The organism is Metabacillus flavus, from assembly GCF_018283675.1.
In the GTDB taxonomy this organism is placed as follows: domain Bacteria; phylum Bacillota; class Bacilli; order Bacillales; family Bacillaceae; genus Metabacillus_B; species Metabacillus_B flavus.
Genome location: NZ_JAGVRK010000001.1, coordinates 3,356,831 through 3,377,873 on the forward strand (window position 1 = coordinate 3,356,831; position 21,043 = coordinate 3,377,873).

At 42.2% G+C, this 21,043-nt stretch carries 19 protein-coding genes and 1 riboswitch; of the genes, 4 read left to right on the forward strand and 15 right to left on the reverse strand.

The window, feature by feature from the left end:
* Positions 1 to 6 precede the first annotated feature (6 nt).
* The gene (locus tag J9317_RS17280) at positions 7 to 978 is read right to left on the reverse strand and encodes a nuclease-related domain-containing protein (RefSeq protein ID WP_211560869.1); all 972 of its coding nucleotides are present in this window, start codon (positions 976 to 978) and stop codon (positions 7 to 9) included.
* 283 nt (positions 979 to 1,261) lie between these two features.
* On the opposite strand from J9317_RS17280, the gene J9317_RS17285 reads away from it, so the two are divergent.
* Positions 1,262 to 2,443: an IS256 family transposase gene (locus tag J9317_RS17285; protein ID WP_211557504.1), complete on the forward strand. Its 1,182-nt coding sequence runs from the start codon at positions 1,262 to 1,264 to the stop codon at positions 2,441 to 2,443.
* Positions 2,444 to 2,607: 164 nt separating this feature from the next.
* Here the strand turns inward: J9317_RS17285 and J9317_RS17290 are convergent, their stop codons facing one another.
* The 5 genes from J9317_RS17290 to J9317_RS17310 all read right to left on the reverse strand — a co-directional run bounded on the left by J9317_RS17290 (position 2,608) and on the right by J9317_RS17310 (position 5,966).
* Complete coding sequence (locus J9317_RS17290; protein WP_211560871.1) at positions 2,608 to 3,372, reverse strand: SDR family oxidoreductase; 765 nt, start codon at positions 3,370 to 3,372, stop codon at positions 2,608 to 2,610.
* Position 3,373: 1 nt separating this feature from the next.
* Positions 3,374 to 3,997: a sterol desaturase family protein gene (locus J9317_RS17295; protein ID WP_249292224.1), complete on the reverse strand. Its 624-nt coding sequence runs from the start codon at positions 3,995 to 3,997 to the stop codon at positions 3,374 to 3,376.
* Positions 3,994 to 4,689: a GntR family transcriptional regulator gene (locus J9317_RS17300; RefSeq protein ID WP_211560875.1), complete on the reverse strand. Its 696-nt coding sequence runs from the start codon at positions 4,687 to 4,689 to the stop codon at positions 3,994 to 3,996. The genes J9317_RS17295 and J9317_RS17300 overlap by 4 nt, the downstream gene beginning before the upstream one ends.
* A gap of 157 nt (positions 4,690 to 4,846) precedes the next feature.
* Complete coding sequence (locus tag J9317_RS17305) at positions 4,847 to 5,221, reverse strand: iron-sulfur cluster biosynthesis family protein (protein ID WP_211560877.1); 375 nt, start codon at positions 5,219 to 5,221, stop codon at positions 4,847 to 4,849.
* The gene (locus J9317_RS17310) at positions 5,175 to 5,966 is read right to left on the reverse strand and encodes an SDR family NAD(P)-dependent oxidoreductase (protein WP_211560879.1); all 792 of its coding nucleotides are present in this window, start codon (positions 5,964 to 5,966) and stop codon (positions 5,175 to 5,177) included. Before J9317_RS17310 ends, J9317_RS17305 begins: the two co-directional genes overlap by 47 nt.
* A gap of 145 nt (positions 5,967 to 6,111) precedes the next feature.
* On the opposite strand from J9317_RS17310, the gene J9317_RS17315 reads away from it, so the two are divergent.
* The gene (locus J9317_RS17315) at positions 6,112 to 7,917 is read left to right on the forward strand and encodes a DNA/RNA non-specific endonuclease (RefSeq protein WP_211560882.1); all 1,806 of its coding nucleotides are present in this window, start codon (positions 6,112 to 6,114) and stop codon (positions 7,915 to 7,917) included.
* A 31-nt stretch (positions 7,918 to 7,948) separates the two neighbouring features.
* Here J9317_RS17315 and hxlR read toward each other — a convergent pair whose 3' ends face one another.
* Positions 7,949 to 8,311 carry a transcriptional activator HxlR gene (gene hxlR / locus J9317_RS17320; protein ID WP_211560884.1) on the reverse strand — a complete coding sequence of 121 codons (363 nt, stop codon included), beginning with the start codon at positions 8,309 to 8,311 and terminating at the stop codon, positions 7,949 to 7,951.
* Positions 8,312 to 8,479: 168 nt separating this feature from the next.
* Between hxlR and hxlA the strand changes: the two genes are divergently transcribed.
* Positions 8,480 to 9,112 carry a 3-hexulose-6-phosphate synthase gene (gene hxlA, locus J9317_RS17325; protein WP_211560886.1) on the forward strand — a complete coding sequence of 211 codons (633 nt, stop codon included), beginning with the start codon at positions 8,480 to 8,482 and terminating at the stop codon, positions 9,110 to 9,112.
* Positions 9,113 to 9,116: 4 nt separating this feature from the next.
* Complete coding sequence (gene hxlB, locus J9317_RS17330) at positions 9,117 to 9,674, forward strand: 6-phospho-3-hexuloisomerase (protein WP_211560888.1); 558 nt, start codon at positions 9,117 to 9,119, stop codon at positions 9,672 to 9,674.
* 180 nt (positions 9,675 to 9,854) lie between these two features.
* Here the strand turns inward: hxlB and J9317_RS17335 are convergent, their stop codons facing one another.
* From J9317_RS17335 to J9317_RS17370, 8 genes are all read right to left on the reverse strand, one after another.
* The gene (locus tag J9317_RS17335; protein WP_211560891.1) at positions 9,855 to 11,165 is read right to left on the reverse strand and encodes a hypothetical protein; all 1,311 of its coding nucleotides are present in this window, start codon (positions 11,163 to 11,165) and stop codon (positions 9,855 to 9,857) included.
* A gap of 36 nt (positions 11,166 to 11,201) precedes the next feature.
* Positions 11,202 to 12,407, reverse strand: coding sequence for a hypothetical protein (locus tag J9317_RS17340; protein ID WP_211560893.1), 1,206 nt, complete (start codon positions 12,405 to 12,407; stop codon positions 11,202 to 11,204).
* A 249-nt stretch (positions 12,408 to 12,656) separates the two neighbouring features.
* Positions 12,657 to 13,757, reverse strand: coding sequence for a Ger(x)C family spore germination protein (locus J9317_RS17345; protein WP_211560906.1), 1,101 nt, complete (start codon positions 13,755 to 13,757; stop codon positions 12,657 to 12,659).
* A 1-nt stretch (position 13,758) separates the two neighbouring features.
* Complete coding sequence (locus J9317_RS17350) at positions 13,759 to 16,359, reverse strand: endospore germination permease (RefSeq protein WP_211560909.1); 2,601 nt, start codon at positions 16,357 to 16,359, stop codon at positions 13,759 to 13,761.
* Positions 16,360 to 16,474: 115 nt separating this feature from the next.
* Positions 16,475 to 17,491: a Delta(5) desaturase DesA gene (desA, locus tag J9317_RS17355; protein WP_211560911.1), complete on the reverse strand. Its 1,017-nt coding sequence runs from the start codon at positions 17,489 to 17,491 to the stop codon at positions 16,475 to 16,477.
* A 187-nt stretch (positions 17,492 to 17,678) separates the two neighbouring features.
* Positions 17,679 to 18,368 (reverse strand): YqjF family protein, encoded by a 690-nt coding sequence (locus tag J9317_RS17360; protein WP_211560913.1) that lies wholly within the window; start codon positions 18,366 to 18,368, stop codon positions 17,679 to 17,681.
* 399 nt (positions 18,369 to 18,767) lie between these two features.
* Positions 18,768 to 19,961 carry a nucleoside transporter C-terminal domain-containing protein gene (locus tag J9317_RS17365; protein WP_211560915.1) on the reverse strand — a complete coding sequence of 398 codons (1,194 nt, stop codon included), beginning with the start codon at positions 19,959 to 19,961 and terminating at the stop codon, positions 18,768 to 18,770.
* A gap of 134 nt (positions 19,962 to 20,095) precedes the next feature.
* Positions 20,096 to 20,200: riboswitch (purine riboswitch) on the reverse strand.
* A 77-nt stretch (positions 20,201 to 20,277) separates the two neighbouring features.
* Complete coding sequence (locus J9317_RS17370) at positions 20,278 to 20,868, reverse strand: type 1 glutamine amidotransferase (protein ID WP_211560917.1); 591 nt, start codon at positions 20,866 to 20,868, stop codon at positions 20,278 to 20,280.
* Positions 20,869 to 21,043 lie beyond the last annotated feature (175 nt).

Here is a 21,043-nt window from a genome sequence, read left to right on the forward strand (position 1 = left end):
CTTTCATTACTCGATTAAGCTGGATAAATTATAAACTGTGCCCCTTTTTTCGCCTTCTGCTGGAAATCCTTCTTTTCTCATCAAATAAGCGGCAGCATTTCTTGAATTGAGGTTTAAAAAGCTTCTCATTTCTTTGTTTGAGATTTTTGTATCAAATAATAATGCATAGTCAGTTAGTGCGTCCAGATGCCCTCTTTTAGTTAGATTACCACAATTTCTACACTTCCAATTTCCATTGATCTTATCAATTGGATAAGACCCGCAATGAGAACAGACAACTCCTATTATGATATCTTGAGGAAGAATGCTGTACGAGCCTAGAACATCGACCTCCAATGCAATATGATTTTTCAACAAATTTTTTATTATCTTCTTTATTTGCTTATCTGTAATAATAGGAATCGTATATTTTTTTTCAAGTTCTTCTATCTTTAAAATAAGCTCTGCGCTTTGAATAATAGGTTTCATTGTATGGGAATGCGGATTGGACGATTTTATAATAGCGGAGGAATTACTGAAGATCAATAGATTTTCAACGGGGACATTTAGAATTTGATGTTCTTTTAACCAATTAGTTAATTGCATTTTGTGCCTGACAATTTGAAAAAGCGGATTAGGAAATACCTCTTCTTTACCATCGATCGTCCGAATAAATTGACGGAAAGAATGATCAAAGTATAACGTTCCAGCTATGTTTTTAATTTCCATTATTAGAATAAAGTTTGGTGAGAGGAGAAGAGAATCAATCTGAAAATGATGGGTTTTGTGGGGGAGACGAAGATCATGAAGAATATGGTACTTTTCGTTTGAGAGGAAGCTTAAGTAATAATCAAGTGACTGTTCTCCTCTATACCCTGCTTTTATCTTGGATAAATCTTCTTTTATTAAAGGATATTTCAGATGCGCTTTTGACAGCCTCCTCAAAAGAGCCTCTAATTTAAGTATTTTTATAGGAATTTTTCTCTCTTTTCTAATCAAAATGCTTTCTCCTTTCTTTTGGGTTTATATATATTCTCCAATTCAGGATCTTTCCCCTTCTTTCATACTAACTTTTATTAGTTAACAGCCCTTATGATGAATTTTTTCGATTTATGATGAATTTCAGGCAGCTTATGATGAATTTTTCTGATTTATGATGAATTTTAAGACGTTTATGATGAAAATTTGGTAAAGTCCATATAATTGTGTAAATAGAAAAAGGGTCATATCACCCTCATGTTACAATGTTTTCGACCAAGAAAAAATGTAATGGAGGATGAATATGACCCAAATTAATCTTACCCTAAATGTAGAGGACTTAAAAGACCACCTCATGAATTCCAACTTGGACGCTGTGGTGAAATCATCACTTGTCCTCATTCTCAATCAAATGATGGAAACCGAGAGGGATGAGCACCTGAATGCGGATGCTTATGAAAGAACGAGTGCCCGTACAGACTACCGGAATGGCTATTATGACCGAGACTTTCTCGTCTCCATCGGAAAAATCAACCTGAAAGTCCCTCGTACCCGAAACGGGGAGTTTTCCACATCTGTATTCGAGAAGTATCAGCGTGCGGACCAAGCACTCGTCTTGTCTATGATAGAAATGGTCGTCAACGGGGTTTCGACCCGCAAAGTGACGAAGATCATGGAACAGCTTTGCGGGGAAAGTGTGTCCAAGTCCCTTGTCTCCACGATCACCAAAAAACTTGATCCCATCGTGAACGAGTGGGCTAGCCGACCCCTGAATGTCATGTACTACAAGTATGTGTTTGTGGACGCTTTGTATATTAAGGTCCGCGAACATCAGCGTGTAGTTTCCAAAGCCGTTTATGTGGCCGTTGGGGTCAACTCCCAGCTCAAACGGGAAGTCATTGGGCTGGCTGTCAATCATTCCGAATCCAAAGAAGGCTGGACGCAATTCTTTAGCTACCTCAAATCCAGGGGATTTCAATCTCCCAAATTGATGATTTCAGACGCCCACAAGGGCTTGAAGGCAGCGATTCAGGAATCCTTTGTCGGAACCAGCTGGCAGAGATGCACGTTCCACTTTAAAAAGAACCTCTTTGACCGCATGCCGAAGAAACAGGCAGAAGAATTAAAACACGCCCTCCTGCGTATTTTTGATGCCACAAAACCAGAGGACGCTAGAGCTTTAAAAGAGGAGTTTATGCAGACCTATGATGGAGAGCGCGGATATGAAACGGTCTTGTCTCTATTGGACGATGGCTTTGAAGATGCCATCCAATTCATGAATGAGCCACTGGGCTTTCAAAAGAAGCTGCGGACCACGAACAATCTGGAACGCCTAAATTCGGAAATCAGGAGAAGAGAGCGTGTCATTCGGATCTTCCCCAACACCCAGTCTGCTTTTCGTCTAATCGGAGCTGTCTTGATGGACTATGAAAAATCTCTTGATCCTGGAGAAAGAAAATACATGTACGATGAGAAAGAGAACTAAGTTCTCTTCCTTTATAGATCCATACCCTATCCAATTTATAAGGTTGAAAACATGGTAATGAACTTTTACACAAAATAATGGACTTGACCGAAAATTTAAGATTTATGCTGAAAGAGGACCACGGACCGGGAATCTACCCGCTCAGCGGTCCCCCATCCATCCCACTACCTCCGAAACCCGCCTTCCGAGTGCAACACCTGCCCCGTGATCCACGCTGCTTCCTCACTGACTAAAAAGCGGATGAGCCGCGCGGCGTCTGCAGGCTGGCCGATTCGTCCGAAGGGGAACATGGGCGCGAGGTGCTCTTTTACTTCGCTGTTCATCCAGCCGCTGTCGGTGGGACCTGGGTTGACGGCATTTACGGTGATGCCCATGGGCGCAAGTTCAGCTGAGATTGATACAGTCAGAGCGTCGATGGCTCCCTTGCTTGCGGCATAAGGGATTTCCCCCGGCATGGGACCGAGTGATTGGCCGGACGTCATGTTGACGATGCGTCCTCCGCTCGTCTTAGAAAATTGGCGGGCGAAGGCTCCGCACATGAGGGCCGTTCCTCTGACATTGACGTGATAGTGACGGTCCATGTCAAGGGCAGTCATCTCCAAAATGTCCTTATTCACACTGAATGCGGCATTATTAATGAGAATATCAGGCTCTGCCCCAAATCTCCTTTTTACTTCACTGAAAATCAGCTCAGGTACCCCCGGATCGGATAGGTCAGCATCCATCATTTCTGATCGGACTCCGGTTGAGCGCAGTTCTTCCATTAATAGCCCGGGTTCGTTTACATGATTTTTCTCGTACACAGCCTGATCAAATGGAGACCATGCCGTAAAGAAAATGTCGTTTCCTGCAGACGCTAGCTCTCTGCAGATAGCGGCTCCAATACCATTTAAACGGGAAGCCCCCGTAATAAGCGCGATTTTGTTCATATCACAATCCACCTTTTCCCTCTAAATCTTTCGCAGTTTGACTCATTTCTACCTTTTTTTCATCCTTTAATGTCCCAAACAGAACATCTCCGATTGGATTGGAGACGCCATACCAGTAGTTTTCATTTTTAAAATGATGGAGCTGATGGGTTTTTTTCATCCATTTTCCGAATCCGAAAAGCGGTTTGATCGGCCGATGGGCGACATAGTGCTTCCACTCATAGGTGAGCAGCATGAGAATCAGCCCCATGCCGAAAGCGGCTGTACTTATTACATTCGCTGTGAAAAGATAAAAAATGGCCGCCAAAACAACAAAATTTGGAAGACTGTACCAGACCGGCAGAAATAAAAGCTTTAAGTCATTCGGATATTTGTGATGATCGTAGTGTAAGCGCTTTAGAAAGTGGAGAAACAAACGATTTTTCGGCGGTTTAAGATGAAAAAGAAAGCGGTGTGTTAAATACTCGCTGAAAATAAAAACGATTAATCCGGCACAAAAAAAACCTAAGTTCAGCCAGGAAGGATTCATAATTAGAACAGCAGCACCAAGGAAAATAAGTATCAGCCCCATTACTAAAATATCAAAATGAAGGAAAAAATCACCGTACAATCCTTTGCTTTTCATTTTTTCAGCTCCTCGTTTTCGGCCTCCCATAACACCAAGCTATCCTGCATCATCTTCCTTGCTATTGATTCCGCTTCCCTTGAACTCCCGGCGAGAACAGCCTCCAGCAGAACTTTATAATATTTCCCTGAGGCAATCCGATGGCTTTCCTCCCTGAAATATTGCATCGCCATCGCCATATAAAAATCTGTAAAACTATTAATAATAAGCAAATACATCGGATTGGAGGACAATGCGGCCATTCCCCGCTGAAGATCCCAGTCAAATCTCGCAAAATCATCAGCAGCATGCTTAAGATCATCAGCTCTGATCAAGAGTGCGGCGGCCTCTGTCCGCTTCGTTTCAACTGCATCCCGGATATAGGCTGGAGTGAGCGAAATCCGGAGCTTCAGCAAATAGCTAATCCATTCACGCGGGATATTCTCATAGGATTTTAGCAGGCTGACAATCGTCATCAGATTCCCTTGCTGCAAGTAATCATTTACAGTCGGCGGCATTCCTTTTCTCAAGGTAACCCATCCATCCCGCTCCATTCTTTGAATCGCTTCCCTCACAGCCGGTCTGCCAACTCCATAGATTGCTGCAAGCTCTCTTTCAGGCTTTAAAGAGGTGTGAGGCAAAAGTTTGTACGCCAGAATGGATTGAACGAGTGCTTTTTCAACAAGATCTGATGCCCTCTCCACATTCCCCATCTCCTTTTTGGTATGACCAAAATATATGCTGGTAAGACCAAATTATTCTAAAATTCAGAAATTGTCAATAAGCAACAGGTGCTTTTAGGCTTTATCCCTTCCCGTGTTACGGAAAATCTCCATAAAAAAAGCGAACCCATTGCGGTCCGCCTTCCCCTTACTGTTCCACTGTTAATCTCACCCGGCTGTTAAAAATCTGATTTTTATTTCGGAGTACAAAATGATTGTTGGAGAAGTCCATCTCCAGTTCATGATCAAAGCCCTCTTCGAAATCCTTGTCGACGATAAAATCGTATCCCTCGGCTGAAATTTTCTTTTCGCGGCCTTCCAGATCGCGGTCCTTCATTCCTTTGATTTCATAAACATTGTTTACAATATCGCAGCTTCCGGGATCAAAAGGGATTGCAAAGACTGTGCCCTCCGGTGCCTCATTCAGCTTCTGTTTTGCATTTTCGGTTAGCTTAATCAGTGTGAATTCCTCCTTATTATAAAGAACGAATAATGCCTCCCTCGACCCTCTGGGCAGAGCCATTAATGGCAGAAGCCTTATCCGAAGCTAAAAACAAAATGGTACTGGCCACTTCTTCAACGGTTGCAAAACGCTGAATCAATGAAGTCGGCTCATTCTCTATAAAATAATCCTTCGTGAACGGCTCGAGATCTTTTCCTTCCGATTCGGCTGCGCCTTTCATGAAGTTCTCGACACCTTCAGTCCAGGTTGGCCCCGGCAGGACAGAGTTTACCGTTACGTTTGTTCCCTTTGTCAATTCTGCCAATCCTCTTGAAAGAGAAATGAGAGCTGTTTTGGTTACCGAATAAGGAATCATCTGCGGCAAAGGCTTGACTCCGGCTTCACTTGCAAGGTTAAGAAGGCGCCCGCTGTTCCGTTTCAGCATATCCGGCAAAAATTTGCGCGAGAGTCTTACGGCACTCATAATATTGGTTTGGAAGTAATCTTCCCATTCTTCATCGGTGACCTCTTCAAATGACTTCACTTCGAAAAAGGCAAGGTTGTTGACCAATATATCAACTGGTCCGATTTCATTCACTTTTGAAATGAAATCATTGCTTCCCTCAAGCTTTGAAAGATCTGCTGCAATTCCATACACCGTTCCAAATGCGGATAGCTCGTCCACAACTTTTTGTACTTTTTCTTCTGTTCTTCCATTAACAATGACTTTGGCGCCTTCCTGAAGAAAGCTTTTTGCTGTTTCTTTACCTATACCCCCTGTTGACCCTGTTACAACAGCTAATTTACCTTTTAAATTTAAATCCAAACCTTCCACCTGCTTTCAACTTATTTAAATATTCATTAGGTTATCATACCCTTAACTCTCAGTGCCAATGTTTGAGCTTATGGTAAAACCCTTCTATAATGGAATTGTCCACCATATAGGCGGAAAAAAAGTTCAGGAGGGAATCATGACAATTATTCGTGTGAAAGAGCCGCAGAAGCAGTGGAACCAAGCATCTTCAGCCCATCAGGAACAGCAGGCGATGAAAAGGTATGAGCATCGTTCCAATGAACGTGAAAAACTGGCAAAAAAGCTGGAGACAAAGAATCCTCTTGAAGTCGATACTCCTGAAAGAGCCGCTTACCGGCAAGCACTTGTCAATCCTCGAGATGGCTTAGCACTTGAACGAATTGTTGGTGAAAACAACCTGTTTCCGATTTCTTATTTGGAATCCGGAATTCAAGCTTCAAAATCTGTGTGCAGAATTGAAGTGAGAGACCGGATCGGCAGAGTGCTTGGACATGGCACAGGTTTTCTCGTTTCCCCTTCCCTTCTGCTTACGAATCACCACGTCTTGGTTGACGAAGATGCTGCTATAAACAGTTTGGCTCAATTCAATTATGAATTGGATCTCAATTTAAGAGAAAAGCAGATTAAAAGTTTTCGGATTACTCCTGAAAGATTGTTTATTACTAACGAAGTAATGGATTTTACCCTTACAGCTGTTGAAGAAATTTCAGCCGATGGCTCTCCGTTAAGTGATTTCGGCTTTCTCCCCCTGCATGCCCAGTCTGGAAAAGGGCTTGTCGGAGAATATGTTTCAATCATTCAGCACCCGTCCGGAGCACCTAAGTCACTGGCTATCCGCGATAATAAGATAACAGATGTTTTCGATGATTACATTCATTATTCTACAGATACACAAGAAGGGTCTTCCGGATCACCCGTTTTAAACGATGAATGGGTCATAGTGGCTCTTCACCATGCCGGCGTACCCGATCCTGAAAATCCGGAAGAATACACAGCAAATGAAGGAATTCGAATCAGCAGCATTGTTAAGTTCCTTTCAGAGCACAAAGCATCTCTTAAAGAACACCAAAAGGAGCTTCTAACTGACATCCTTGGAGATAGAAAAGCGGAACAAGCGAATCCTAAACCGGTGAAAGTAGAAAAATTAAAGCCTTCCCGATATGAAAAAGCCACCGGGTATGACAGTAAATTCCTCGGAAGCAACCATACAGTATCTTTGCCGAAGCTCTCCAAGGCTCAGGAAGCGGATGCCGCCCCAGTGAAAGCCGGCGGGAACGTGCTTAATTACACTCATTTCTCCATTGTTATGAGTAAAAAGAGAAGAATTGCTTACTATACGGTTGTCAATATAGATGGAAAACAGCTGAAGGAGATCGAACGGGATAAAGATTCCTGGTATTACGATCCGCGTATTGATGAAAAGTATCAAGCAGGTGAGGAATTATACAGCCGTAACGACTTGGATCGAGGTCATCTGGTTAGAAGAAGAGATCCGGTATGGGGATCAGATGCAAAAAAAGCAAACGATGATACGTTCCACTTTACTAACTGCTCCCCTCAGCATAAAAATTTGAACCAAAAAACGTGGCTTGAGCTTGAAAATTATATTCTGGACAATGCCGAAAACCATCAATTTAAAGCCACCATTTTTACTGGACCGGTCTTCAGAGATGATGACCTTGCCTATCGCGATATTCAAATTCCGGCAGAGTTTTGGAAAGTGGCGGTCATGGTAAAAGAAGACGACACCCTCTCCGCTACCGCCTACCTTCAGTCACAAAAGAATTTAATTGGAGATTTGGAATTTGCATACGGAGATTACAAAACATATCAGGTTCCTTTATCGAAAATTGAGTCTTTAACAGGACTTCAATTCAAGGATTTGAAAAAGAGCGATCCGATTGAAAAACTTGAATCGGATGTCGGACGGGTAATTGAAGGACCGGAAGATATTGAAATCTAATCAAAAAGGCTTGCCGACGCGGCAAGTCTTTTTATTTTTGAGCCGCCTTTTCAAGCGGATTCTCTTCTAACTCACTCATATAATTTTTTCCCCAGTCATACATGGCTTCAAGAATTGGCATCAGGCTTTCTCCCTGAATGGTGAGGGAATATTCTACTTTCGGCGGAACTACAGGATATACTTCCCTGTGAACGATCCCGTCTTCCTCAAGCTCCCGAAGCTGGTTTACAAGCATCCGCTGTGTAATTCCAGGCATGAGCGATTTAAGTTCTCCAAAACGCTTTGTCCCTTCTTTTCCAAGATGCCAAAGAATCAGCATTTTCCACTTCCCGCCGATAACGGAAAGGGTTAATTCTTTTTCACAATTAAAAAATTTATCTTTCGTTCGTGTCATTTAAATCACCTCAAGCCTCATTATAACTCATGGTATACTTTTTTACACTATGTAAGTTTTAAGTCAGTACTTACAAAATAATAAATTTGAGAGTATGCTTATTTCAGGCAGTCTTTTGGGAATAGTAAAGTGGATTGCTCTACACTAACTTTACAGGAGTGATTACAGATGGAATTGCAGCTCGCATTAGACCTCGTGAACATTCCAGAGGCAATTGAATTGGTAAAAGAAGTAGAAGAACATATCGATATCGTTGAAATCGGTACACCCGTTGTAATAAATGAAGGACTTAAAGCGGTAAAAGAAATGAAGAAAGCTTTTCCAAATCTTAAGGTTTTAGCTGACCTCAAAATTATGGACGCAGCCGGATATGAAGTCATGAAGGCTTCTGAAGCTGGTGCAGACATCATTACCATCCTTGGAGCAGCTGAGGATATGTCTATAAAAGGCGCTGTAGAAGAAGCAAAAAAACAAAACAAAAAAATTCTTGTAGACATGATTGCGGTTAAAGACATCGAAACACGTGCAAAGGAATTGGACGCAATCGGCGTTGATTACATTTGCGTTCATACTGGTTATGACCTGCAGGCAGTTGGCCAAAACTCCTTTGAAGATCTTAAAGCCATTAAACGCGTTGTAAAAAATGCTAAAACAGCAGTAGCCGGCGGGATCAAAATGGATACATTGCCAGAAGTAATCAAAGCCAACCCGGATTTAGTGATTGTTGGAGGCGGCATTACCGGTCAGGATGACAAAAAAGCAACAGCCGCTGAAATGCAAAAACTGATAAAACAAGGGTAACCCCATGCGTACCGCTGAATTCTTCCGCACCATTCTGAATGAATTGGATGCTGCAGCAGATGCACTGAACGAAAAGGAAGCCGCCGAGCTTGTCGAAAAAATAGTGGCATCGAATAAAATTTTTGTCGCAGGCGCCGGCCGCTCCGGGTTAATGGCCAAATCCTTCGTAATGAGAATGATGCATATGGGACTGGACGCTTACGCAGTCGGTGAAACGACCACTCCCCAATTCGAAGACAACGATCTCATCATCATCGCATCCGGATCAGGGGAAACAAAAAGTCTTGTTTCCATGGCTGAAAAAGCCCGTTCCATCGGAGGCAGCATAGCGTGCGTCACCATTTCAACAGATTCCACTCTTGGGAAGATGGCAGATCTCATTGTGAAAATGCCTGGAGCACCCAAGGACCAATTCGGGGACCGAAAAGAAACGATCCAGCCGATGGGTTCACTTTTTGAACAAACCCTGCTCCTTTTTTTCGACGCCGTTATCCTGAAGTTCATGGAAAAAAAGGGACTCGATTCGAAAACGATGTATGGGAAACATGCGAATTTGGAATAGAAGTTTAGGAACGGAGAGGTTTTATGACCTCTCCGTATTTTTGTGATGTTTTCTTGTAAGATGGCAGAATCGTTTGGTCTGGAAGCGGTGTCTGCCTTCTTTTCACAACCGGATTTGGCTTTAATAAACAAAAAAAGCGGAAAGACCTCGTCAGGTCTTTCCGTTGTAATGGGGTAATTCTTATAGTCCTAGATCAAGACCATCTTCAGAGTCAGTAGCTCCATTCAGCATAAGGTTAAGACCAAGGTTCAGGCCGCTTTTGAAGTTGCTTTCGCTTCCGTCTCCATCTTCGCTGTCAGAGAACATAGCTTGAAGATCTGTCATAAGTCCGACGTTCGCACCAAGCATGGATTCTTCTCCGTTCGTTAGGTTCAAACCAAGTTGATTATTTGTTTTAGAGTTTAGTCCAGCTTCGTAAGAATCATCCTTTTCATTTGATTGTACCCAAAGTCCAGTAAGGATATCAGACATTCCATTAATCATTACAGATTCATCATCTTCACCTTGCAAACCAAGTCCAAAGTTTGCAGCGGAATCCGCTCCGATCGCAGCTTTTGAAGAATCATCGTTTGTTTCGAAAACATTCCAGATTTTCGTGTTTGTGTCAGCGTTGGCAGCGGCAGAGCTTTCTTCACCTTCCAAAACAGTTCCTATCCCTGTTCCAAGGCTACCTTCTGTTTTTGAAGAATAAGAATCATTTTCTTCATCAACCATTGTTTCATTGGAGATTCCAGCGTTCCCTTTAGCTTTTACAGCGGCAGAAGCATCTTCTCCTTCAAGAACAGCACCTGTTTCACCAGCAAGGTTCCCTTCTGTTTTAGAAGAGTAGGTGTCTTTTTCTTCGTCAACAACTGTTTCATTCGAGATTCCAGCGTCGCCTTTCGCATTCACTGCGGCTGATGTATCTTCGCCTTTGAACATTGCTCCAGTTTCACCAGACGCTTTAGCATCGGTTTTAGAAGAATATTTATCTTCTTTTACTACTGTTTCATTCGAGATTCCAGCGTCGCCTTTCGCATTCGCTGCGGCTGATGTGTCTTCGCCTTCAATCATCGCTCCAGTTTCACCAGATGCTTTGGCATCAGTTTTGGAAGAATATGTGTCGTTTTCTTTATCAACGATCGTTTCGTTGGATATATTTCCGCTTCCGGCTGCTTTCGCTGCGGCTGATGTGTCTTCGCCTTCAATGGCTGCGGCGGCTCCCGCTTTTCCCTCTGCTTCTGAAACTGTTGTTTTCATATCTTCTGTTTCTTTCACATCGGTTTTAATGTTTCCATCGGTAACCGTATCTGCCTTTACACGCTGATCGTCATTGCGATCCAGAATATTAATGTTTTCGAGCAAGCTTTGATTTTCTCCGCTTTCCAAGATATTGATTCTATCTAAGTCCAGCAAAGACTCCTTTTCAGCTGCGTAGCTTGTTTGACCGCCTGCAAATAGACTTGCTGCAAGAGCACCTGTAACTGTTAATGTTCTGAGTACATTTTTCATAATTTCATTCTCTCCTTTTAATAAAAGTTTTTTTGTTTATATGCTTTTAGTTAAAAGAAGAGAAGATTGGGGCGGCTGTGCCGGCGGAGCGTTTAACCATTGGTCATAGTAGTTCTTCATCTGGGTGTTATGGATTGGATCGGTGAAAATAAATTCTCCCTGCATCGGATTCAGCAATCCGATTGCTGCCCATCCTGAACCGGCTGTGCTGCTTCCTGTCATCATTGTTGTAGAGGATGATGAAGCACTTTGGCTTACTGTAATGGCGGTTAGTTTATCTTTAACCATTTCAGGATTGACGTTTGCCGGGTCTTCCGTACCCTTCACTATTTTTACCGGGCTTGTTTCGGAAGGATTAGCCGTGATTTTTGCACGTTCAGGCTCAGTTTGGCTGATTACCTTTTTAACTGGCGCTGGAACGGCTGCTGCAGGTTTCTTGATTGCTTCCGGTTTAGCGGCAGCCTGCAAGGAATTGGATGTTTCTTTTTCGATTGTTTCTCTCGTATCCTTTTCTTTCGGTTCGGTTGGAGCTTGAGCAGGTTCATCCTTTACCGGAGTTTCGGCAGGTGTTTGATCTGCTTCATTTTTAGGCTGCTCCTCTTTTACCGGGATGACTGATTTGGCTGGCGTGCTGCCCGTATTGACCGAGATGCTGTCCTTGTTTACTTCTGCCTCTACAACCTTCGTATCAATTTTGATACTTGGTTCTTTGGATACATCGGCTTGAATCACGTTTGTATCGATTTTTATGCTTGGTTCTTCCGATACATCTGCTTTGACTGCGCCGGTATACACTTTGACAGAAGGTTTTTCTGAAAGAACTGCATCAGCGATACCGGTTTCAACCTTCACGCTTGGCTTTCTGGAAAGATCTGCGTTAACAGCTCCAGCGTTCACTTTTAAAGAAGGATCCTTTGATAGAATCAAATCTACTAAAGGTTTGCCGTCGGATAGGGAATCTGTCACCTTGGCCGTTGCAGTAGATAGAGACTCTGTTACGGAAGAAACCGTTTTGCTTAATGCGTTATGGGTGCTGCTATCCTTTTTGATTGGAGCAGTCTGCTTTTCTTCCATAGCAGAATCTTCTTTTTCTGATGAAACACCAATAACTTCATTCGAGACAGATTCCACAATTCCAGTGGTATTTTTCACAGTAGAGCTCAGCAAGCCTTCAGCGGAAGCGAATGCAGGAACCGTAAAAATTCCTAAGACTAATGCAGCCTGAATTACTTGCTTATGCACCTTATCTTTTCACCTCCTCCTTGAAAAGGTCATTTTCCAAGCAGTAACGATTAATTTTTGTGTATTCGTTAAGCTAACGGAAAAGATTTAGGCTTGGATCACTTTTTTTAAAATTCACTCAAAAAAATTTGGCTATTTTCGTAAATATTGTTGTTTTTGACAAATAGTTAGGGAGGTTAAGGGCAGTTCTATTTTTCAATTTACATTTATCTTTAACACAACAATCTCTTAGGCCAGAGCCAAAAATTTTTAATTGATGACCCCATGCTCTGTCACTGTGACTTCAACTTTTGGAAGGATTTCAATGGATGGATATTCTTTTTTCCAGTCAAGATCCTTCCATACTTGAGGATAGTAAGCCATTAATTCTCTCCCGATTCCAAACATATCACTGTTGGCTTCCTGGATTTTGCTGATGACGGATTGAGCTTCGGCTGTCAGCTGCTCTGAGATTTTCTTATTTATTGCTTTAACTAATTTTTCACTGGTCAAAGAATCCTGCGGATATTCTGCAATATCAATTTCTGCCTTCATCCTCACCTCGGCCTTTATACTTCTGGGGGATGCATGGATTACTTTCATTCCTGACTTCACTTTCAGGAAAGAATAGGTGATATAGTTGTTTTTTTCAGGCTTCTCTCCATCGTGAATACGGTTAATATATCTTGCAGATTTAGCCTTTACCCCCATTAATAAAAGTAATAGTGTAGACTCATCAACAGATAGATATCCAGTCAGCGATTTATCATGGAAAAGAGCCATGCCGTCAACCGTTACTTCATTCATTATTCTTTTCACTAAAGGAAGGCCAAAGTCTTTTCCCTCGTCAAACATCAAGGTACAGATCGTCTGCAGGCTATGAATGGGGATGGTCGTGGACTGTTCCTCGCTTTCAATAAGTTCAATCAAATACTCGGAAATGAGCACATTACCGACCTTTACCATATCTATGATCTCACTTGCCTCCCCTTTTACTACAGCCACCTTGGAAGATACCGAACTATTGGAGTCTCTGTACAGAACATCGAGGTATGAATAGAGATCACTTTTTGCGAGATTTTCACCTAAGAGAAAAATTCTGTTTTTGGAAGGATCAAATTGGCCGGATACTTTCCTGTCCATTATCATCCTGGATTCCCTTAATGTATGAGCTTTTGTATGGATAATTGAATTACTCGGAATTCCACCGATGAAGTCTCTTATCGCGGCCGTCACATATAATTGTTCATCCTCAGCCAGATCTATGCCCGTTCCAAAAACAAGTCTGCTATCCTTGAGCAGGCGCTGATCCCAGCATCCAGATATAAAAATTTGCACACCAGCCAATACCGCGAGCATGATTTTCTTCATATCACATACTCCCTTTGGTTTTCTTTTTGTGAAAAAACAAAGCAATAATCAAGAGAAGAAATGGAATGATAATAATTTGCAAAAAGCTGGATTTTAGCAAAAGATCGTTAAGCACAAGCATCTGCTTCTCATCCTTTAAAAACAAAGCAATGAAAAACGTTACGGCGCAAAGACCATAAGCAATATACGTCCGTTTCACTTTCATAAGAATCATTTTCATTCCTTCTGCAGATAGAAATAAGTAACTTACATAAGACGTTGACACATTGACAATCCAGATGGATGCGAAAAGCAAATCAAATCTTTCCACGACCTGGATATAAAGAGCCTTTACCATATAAAGAAGCGGCTGAGGAATGATATCCATCTCATCAGGACTAAAAACGATTTGACAGACTACCGTTAAATAGGTGTAAATTCCTGTAACCGTCACATTTGCCCATGTAGCGGATTTTAAAATGGCTCCTGCAGTTTTCGTCTTCACCAGCGGATATAAAATTAAAAGGACTTCAAACCCGATCATTGAAAAATAAGCTTTGCTGACTCCCATTGAAATTTCTTTCCAGCCGGTTTGCGACAGCGGCAGCAGATACCTGAATTCCAATGGATAGGAAAAAAGGGCAATCCCTGTAATCACCAAAAGCAGAATGATTAATCCCGATACAATTACATGAAACTTCGCAATGACTTCCGCTTCTTCCCTCCCAAGGTAAACCCCTACAAGACAAAGCATGGCTACTATTATCCATCTGGGCGTTTCATCCAGCACCCAATCCTTAATAATTCCCACTGCAAAAACAAGAATGACAACCATTACTGCAATCCCGTATAAAACGTATAATCCATTTATGATTCTCCCTGCAATTCCCCCAAGCATGCTGACTGTGTATTGGAACAGATTTTTATTAGGGTTCCTTTTGGCCAATAGCCAATACAAAGTGATAACCAACTGAATGAAGATGCCCGCAACTAAAATCGAAAGCCAGGCATTCCCTTTCGCATCACTGTGAACTTCATAAGGAAGTCCAAGAACCCCCACCCCAATTTGAGTTTGAATGATAAAGAAGTAGAGCTGAAATGCTGATAAGTTTTTATTCATTTTTTTCCATCCTCTTGACCTTGATTCCTTCCATGAATAGATCGGCTTTACATCTGCCGGCCGTTCGTTCATTTTCCATATTGGCAGGCGAAGAATCGTATCCTTAAAAACCTTGAAGTCAAATGGCGCAAGCGGGTAAAAGTAGGGACAACCAAAGGGCTTTAATTTTACGAGATGAATCAAAATGAGCATTAGAGAAATCACAATTCCAAAGAAACCGAAAAGGGCCGACATAAGCATAATGGGAAAGCCCAAAATCCTGATTGTATTGCTCATCTCATTGGAAGGAATGACGAAGGAAGAGATGGCTGTAATGGCAACTACAATAATCATGGTATTGGAAACAAGATGGGCTTCCACTACCGCCGTTCCAATAACTAAACCTCCGACGACGCCGATTGTCTGGGAAATGGCATTCGGGAGGCGAATGGCTGCCTCTCTAAGCAATTCAAGGGTAAGCTGCATAATCATTGCTTCAAGAAGCGGCTGGAACGGAACATATTCAAGTGAGCTTTTAATGGAAAAAACAATTTCCACCGGGATTACCTCATAGTTAAAGGAAACCAAGGCTATATAAAATGCAGGCAGCCCCAATGCAATAAAAAAAGAGATCATTCGGACAATCCTGTAAAAGGATCCAATTAGCGTACGCTGATTATAATCCTCCGATGATTGAAAAAACGTAAAGAAGTGGGCCGGCAGAATCAGTACAGTCGGACTTCCTTCCATTAAAATAGCGATTCTGCCATCCATTAAATTCGCCGCTGCACGGTCAGGTCTTTCCGTGCTCAAAAACTGAGGAAACGGAGAAAATGGATAGTCTTCGAGAAATTCCTCAAAATACCCTGGTGACTGAACGGAATCAACCTGAAGGTAGCTGAGCCTTCTCTCAACTTCCTTAATGAGGGTTGGATTAGCAATCTTCCGGACATATACAATTGCCATTTTCGACTGGCCAGTCCTTCCTACTGAACGAAATTGAACGGTTAAAGAAGGATTCTTAATTCTTTCCCGGATAAAATGGATGTTTTTCAATACATTTTCAGAAAAGCTTTGGTGTGATCCTCTGATTACTTTCTCATTATTTGGTTCCTGGCCGGTCTCCATCTCTTTTTTGTGTACATTCAATAGAAAGAGTTCTGCTTCTCCTTCTGTAAATAAGAGACAATGTCCTTCCACCATGGATTCAATAGCGCTTTCAAGCTCCACTGTTCTATGCATGACGGTTATGGTCACAATGTCTTCAATCTTTCCTTTTTGCTTATTCAGCAGCGGCTTTAAAACATTCGTCTGGATGATATCGCGGTCTGCAATGGAATCTATATAGAGAATAAATGTACTTTTTTCATTGAACATAAACTTTTTTATTTTAAGATCATCCGCCTGAAAGAACGAATTCTTTATGTATGAAACCGTTTCGTCTGCGATGCCTGAAAAGAGCGGTCCGTTTTGGCCGCCTGTTCTTCCTGATGGATCATGATTAGTATGAGAATTTAAGCTCATCCGCTTCACCTCGATTGTTTTTAGCATTTTCGATTCTGTCTGAAAATATACAGACAGGAAAGCCTCGTAAACGCCAAAAAAACCTGCAGAGCAGGTCTGCAGGTTTTTGAAACTATTACATTTCTGAATTCGGTTTCCGGAGAAGATGCTTAATATCCTTAAATCGGACGAACGTTCTATTTTTCTGATCCCACAAGTGAAAACGCAGGGACTTGAAGCTGGATAAAAGCGTAATCGTTGTCGCCTTGTGGAGCGGCGGAGTGGATTGATGCGCTTTTTCCAGGTTGTAGTTTGGCACCTTAGGGCTCAAATGGTGAACGTGGTGAAAGCCGATGTTTCCTGTTACCCATTGAAGGACCTTTGGCAGCTTATAATAAGAACTGCCGTCTACAGCAGCTTTGACATAATCCCATTCTTCTTCATTCTCATAATAGGAATCCTCAAATTGATGCTGTACATAAAACAGCCAAATTCCAAGGGCACCAGATACAAAGACAATCGGAACCTGGATAAGCAGGAACGCCTGCCAGCCGATCCACCAGCACATTAGCGCATAAGATCCAGCAATCAAAAAGTTAATCAGGTACGTATTAAGGCGTTCCTTTTTCCTTGCCCCTTTACGGTTAAAGCGGTTTGAAACAAGGAAAAGATAAATTGGACCAAGTCCGAACATCACGAGCGGATTGCGGTATAGCTGATAACCGACTTTTCTCCAAAAAGAGGAAGAAACATATTCGTCAACCGTTAATACCCAAATGTCGCCTGTTCCTCTTTTAGTTAAATTACTGCTTGTTGCATGATGAATGGAATGGGCTCTCTTCCATTTTTCATAAGGGAACAAGGTGAGGACGCCGCTGATAATCCCCAGAATTTCATTGCCTTTGCGGGTCTTCATAAACGATTGATGGCAGCAATCATGAAAAATAATAAAGATTCGAATGACAAAACCGGAAGCGGCTATTGCGAGAGCAAGGGACAGCCAATATGAAACGGATAAGCATTGATAGGCTCCAAACCAAAGGAGAAAAAATGGCGGAAATGTATTAATAAGCTGTCTTACGCTTGATTTTACACTGGATTTTTCAAATGGGGCCATGTCTTTTTTGAGCATTACTTGTTTTTGTTTAGACATATCTTCCTCCTCGAAAGTTGGGTACTTAATCTATTTGCAGCTGAACGGCTGTTATTTTCAACTTCATGAACTACTCCCATCTTACTATGTTTGGTTCAATAAAACTAGATGCTTTAATTTTTTAAAGAGTTAAAATACCGTAAAAATTCTTTAAATGGCTGCTGTGCCTGAATTTAGCGGCAGAAGATTAGTACAGTTTAACAAATGGAAAGAATTCCGTATTCAACTCCTTGGCGTATAAAATATGTAAATAATCCCTTTCCTCTCTTCTGAAGGGGGGAGTGATGGTGTCTGCGTGAATGCTGCATGTTCCTGTTTGAAGTTTCCATGGTTCATGATAAAGATCCCCCCGGAATAAATGGCCACATTTTTTGGTAAAGAGGCAATAGCGTTCCGTCAGCCAAAGATCGAGTGCGGATGGCTTCATTATCACCTCAGATGAAGCAGGTCCATATTCTATATGAAGTTTTGCGGGTGGAGCTCCTTTGTGAAGTCTTTCTGAAGTGAATTGTGTCCGTTCTCCTTTTTTCCCGGCCATCATTTTAGCACGGTAATATGGCAGGTGAAAGAACGACCTTGCCACCTGAACTCCGATCAGGTTGCTCGCATCAAGACTGAAGAAATATACACCTGGCTTGTTTTTGCAGGTTACATACGTCCTTATGTTCAGCTCTAAAAGGTTAGAGAGGAGCGGCATAGAGGGCAATCCCCTTAACCTGATATTATCCATTTCAAACGGCACGAGCCCTATCCATGCCTGCCCTTCAAATAAATCTGCTTTTAATGGATTCGGAAGCCTTGACTGCAGCCATACAGGATCAACCGCCCAATGCACAAACAGCAGATTCCGCCACGTTTGCTTCATGATCCATTTCATCAAATCCCCCCCTCTATTATGTATATGTGCCTTTTATAAATAATTTAGCCAGACAGGGAATCAGCCATTCAAAAAATGGGGCTGTCTAATAAGTCCTGTAGAGAGGAAATGATTGAAACCAAAACCCCCTGAACGCTTTGTGTAAGCATTCAGGGGGTTTTGGTTGTTACATAGGTACTTTGAACAATTATTGTTTAGGCTGATTGGAGCGGAAGGTGCGCGACATTTGCTAAGAGCAGCGGGACAAGTGAGACCCCACAGGCGCTTGTGCCGCGGAGGCTCACCGCCCGCCTCGCTTCAGCTTGAGCATCCTGGAGCGGAAATCAGCCGAAACCAATCCAATTTTATAATGCGAAAGGGGCTTTGAAAATTGACTTTCTGGACAGCCCCATCATTTTTTCACCAAACGTATAAGCCTACAATCATGGCACTCAACAGGGAGACTGCCATACCGCTGACAAGCAGCTTCCAGACATTTTTCCCAATCATCGAGGATTTTTCCTCTCCTAAAACGGAGCTGAATGTGCCGTAAATCATTCCTACAGTACTGAAGTTTGCAAAGGAGGTTAGAAACGTCGTTGCAACGGCAACAGTATGCGGGCTGAGCGTATTCAGATTATTTTTCAAGTCAAGCATAGCCACAAATTCATTTGTCGCCATCTTAATTCCCATAAGCTGAGCTACATACATCGTATCCTTTCCTGACAAACCAAGAAGGAATGCAAAAGGACTGAAAATGATGGAGAAGATTTTTTGAATGGTCAGACCGTCTGCGAAAAAGCCAAGAATACCATTCAAGACAGCCGTTAGGGCTACATATCCAATTACCATTGCCAGTATTACAATCACCATGTTCATTCCAACCATCATACTGTTGGAAATGGTCGAAAAGAAATCCTTCTTTTCGCTTTTTGGCGGAACGTACACAATGTCTTCCTCTTTAGGGACAACTGCAGGATTCAAAATACTTGCAAGAAGGAGTGCATTCAGGCAGTTCAGAGGAATCGCACTGAACACATACTCAGCCGGAACCATCGTTAAGTAGGCGCCGATGATCGACCCGCTTATGCTGCTCATACTCATGATTCCAAAGGTTAGAAGTCGGTTCTCTTTTAGAACAACCAGCTGCTGCCGGATAACCGCCAGTGCTTCTGTATTTCCCAGAAACATCATTTGAATGGAAAAAAAGCTTTCAAGCTTCGGCAACCCGGAAATTTTCGAGATCACCCAGCCTACTTTATCAATAATCCAAGTCAAGATACCAAAATAAGATAATATATCAAAAAAGGTGACAATTACAATGATAGGAAGAAGTGCACTAAAAAAGAAATCTACCGTGTCATTGGCCATGACGGAAGGAAAGACGAACGAAATCCCCTCATTTGCGCATGCAATCAGCCAAGTAAAAAATGAAGCAAACGTGCCAATTGCCTTACCGCCGATTTCTGTACCAAGCATGAACCAGGTAATAAGCAGTTCAGCCGCGAGCAAAATTCCAATCGACTTCCATTTTACCTCTCTCTTTTGCGGAGAACAGGCAAAGACAAGAGCGATTACAACGAAGATGCCCAGCAGGTTAATTAAAAAATACATGATCTCAACTCCCGGATGTATTGACCCAATAAAAAAACCCTAATTTTCACCCTCAGCCAAATGGACCGAAAGCATGAAAATTAGAGCCTGCAGACAAGGGTTGCCCATTGTAAACGGCATGCCCCTGCTTCTCTTATATGATCATACTTCCTTGTAGTCCGGCATTTTGCGGCTGCCAGGTAGAAACTATCAGACCGAATCTTAACTGATATTATACAAGGATATAAAATTAGGTTAATTGAGTATAGCTTATTCTAAAACAGGTATAGGTATTTAGCAACCTATCACGGAGAAGTTGAAATTTTGAGATAGTTTTCTATTGCTGATTCAAATAATCTAGAAAGCAGCTAACTAATCTTTTTGATTGCTGAAAATAATGTCTGCCTTCTGCAATTTCTTTCAAACTTTGAACATACTGTCCCTTTGAAGGAGTTTCACTCTCGGCAACTTTAGAAACAATTTCTTCTGTAAACTCCAGATGAAACTGGAGACCGATGACCCGCTCATCGTATAGAAACGCCTGGTTGGAACAAGCTTCGCTCTCTGCCAGCCAAATGCAGTCTTCCGGGAGATCAAATGTATCCCCATGCCATTGCATCGCTTTAAAACTGGTTGGCAGACCCGGAATTCGAGTCTCTCTCATTTTCACCTCATGCCATCCTACTTCTTCAAACGCGTTTTTGCTTACGTTTGCGCCCAAAGCACTCGCGGTTAACTGAGATCCCATACAAATTCCCAGCACCTTTTTACCTGAATGTATGGCTTTGGAAATATACTCTTTTTCTTGCTTCAGCCAAGGATATTCGTCTGTTTGATCGATATTCATCGGACCGCCGAGAACAATAAGCAGATCAAACTCGTTCAATTCCGGGAAATGGATGTCACTCTTATATAAAGCTGTCTTCATCAGATGGAACCCTTTTTAATCTGCCCAATCCTGTATGTAACCCAAACCCTCATAGGGGACATGCTGCAAATAATGAATGATCAACTTGAACCTCTCCTTTTCCGGCAAAATAGCCCAAAAAAGATACCTTTATGATATCCTTCCGGGCTTTTATCTCCGTGTACAAGCATCTCTT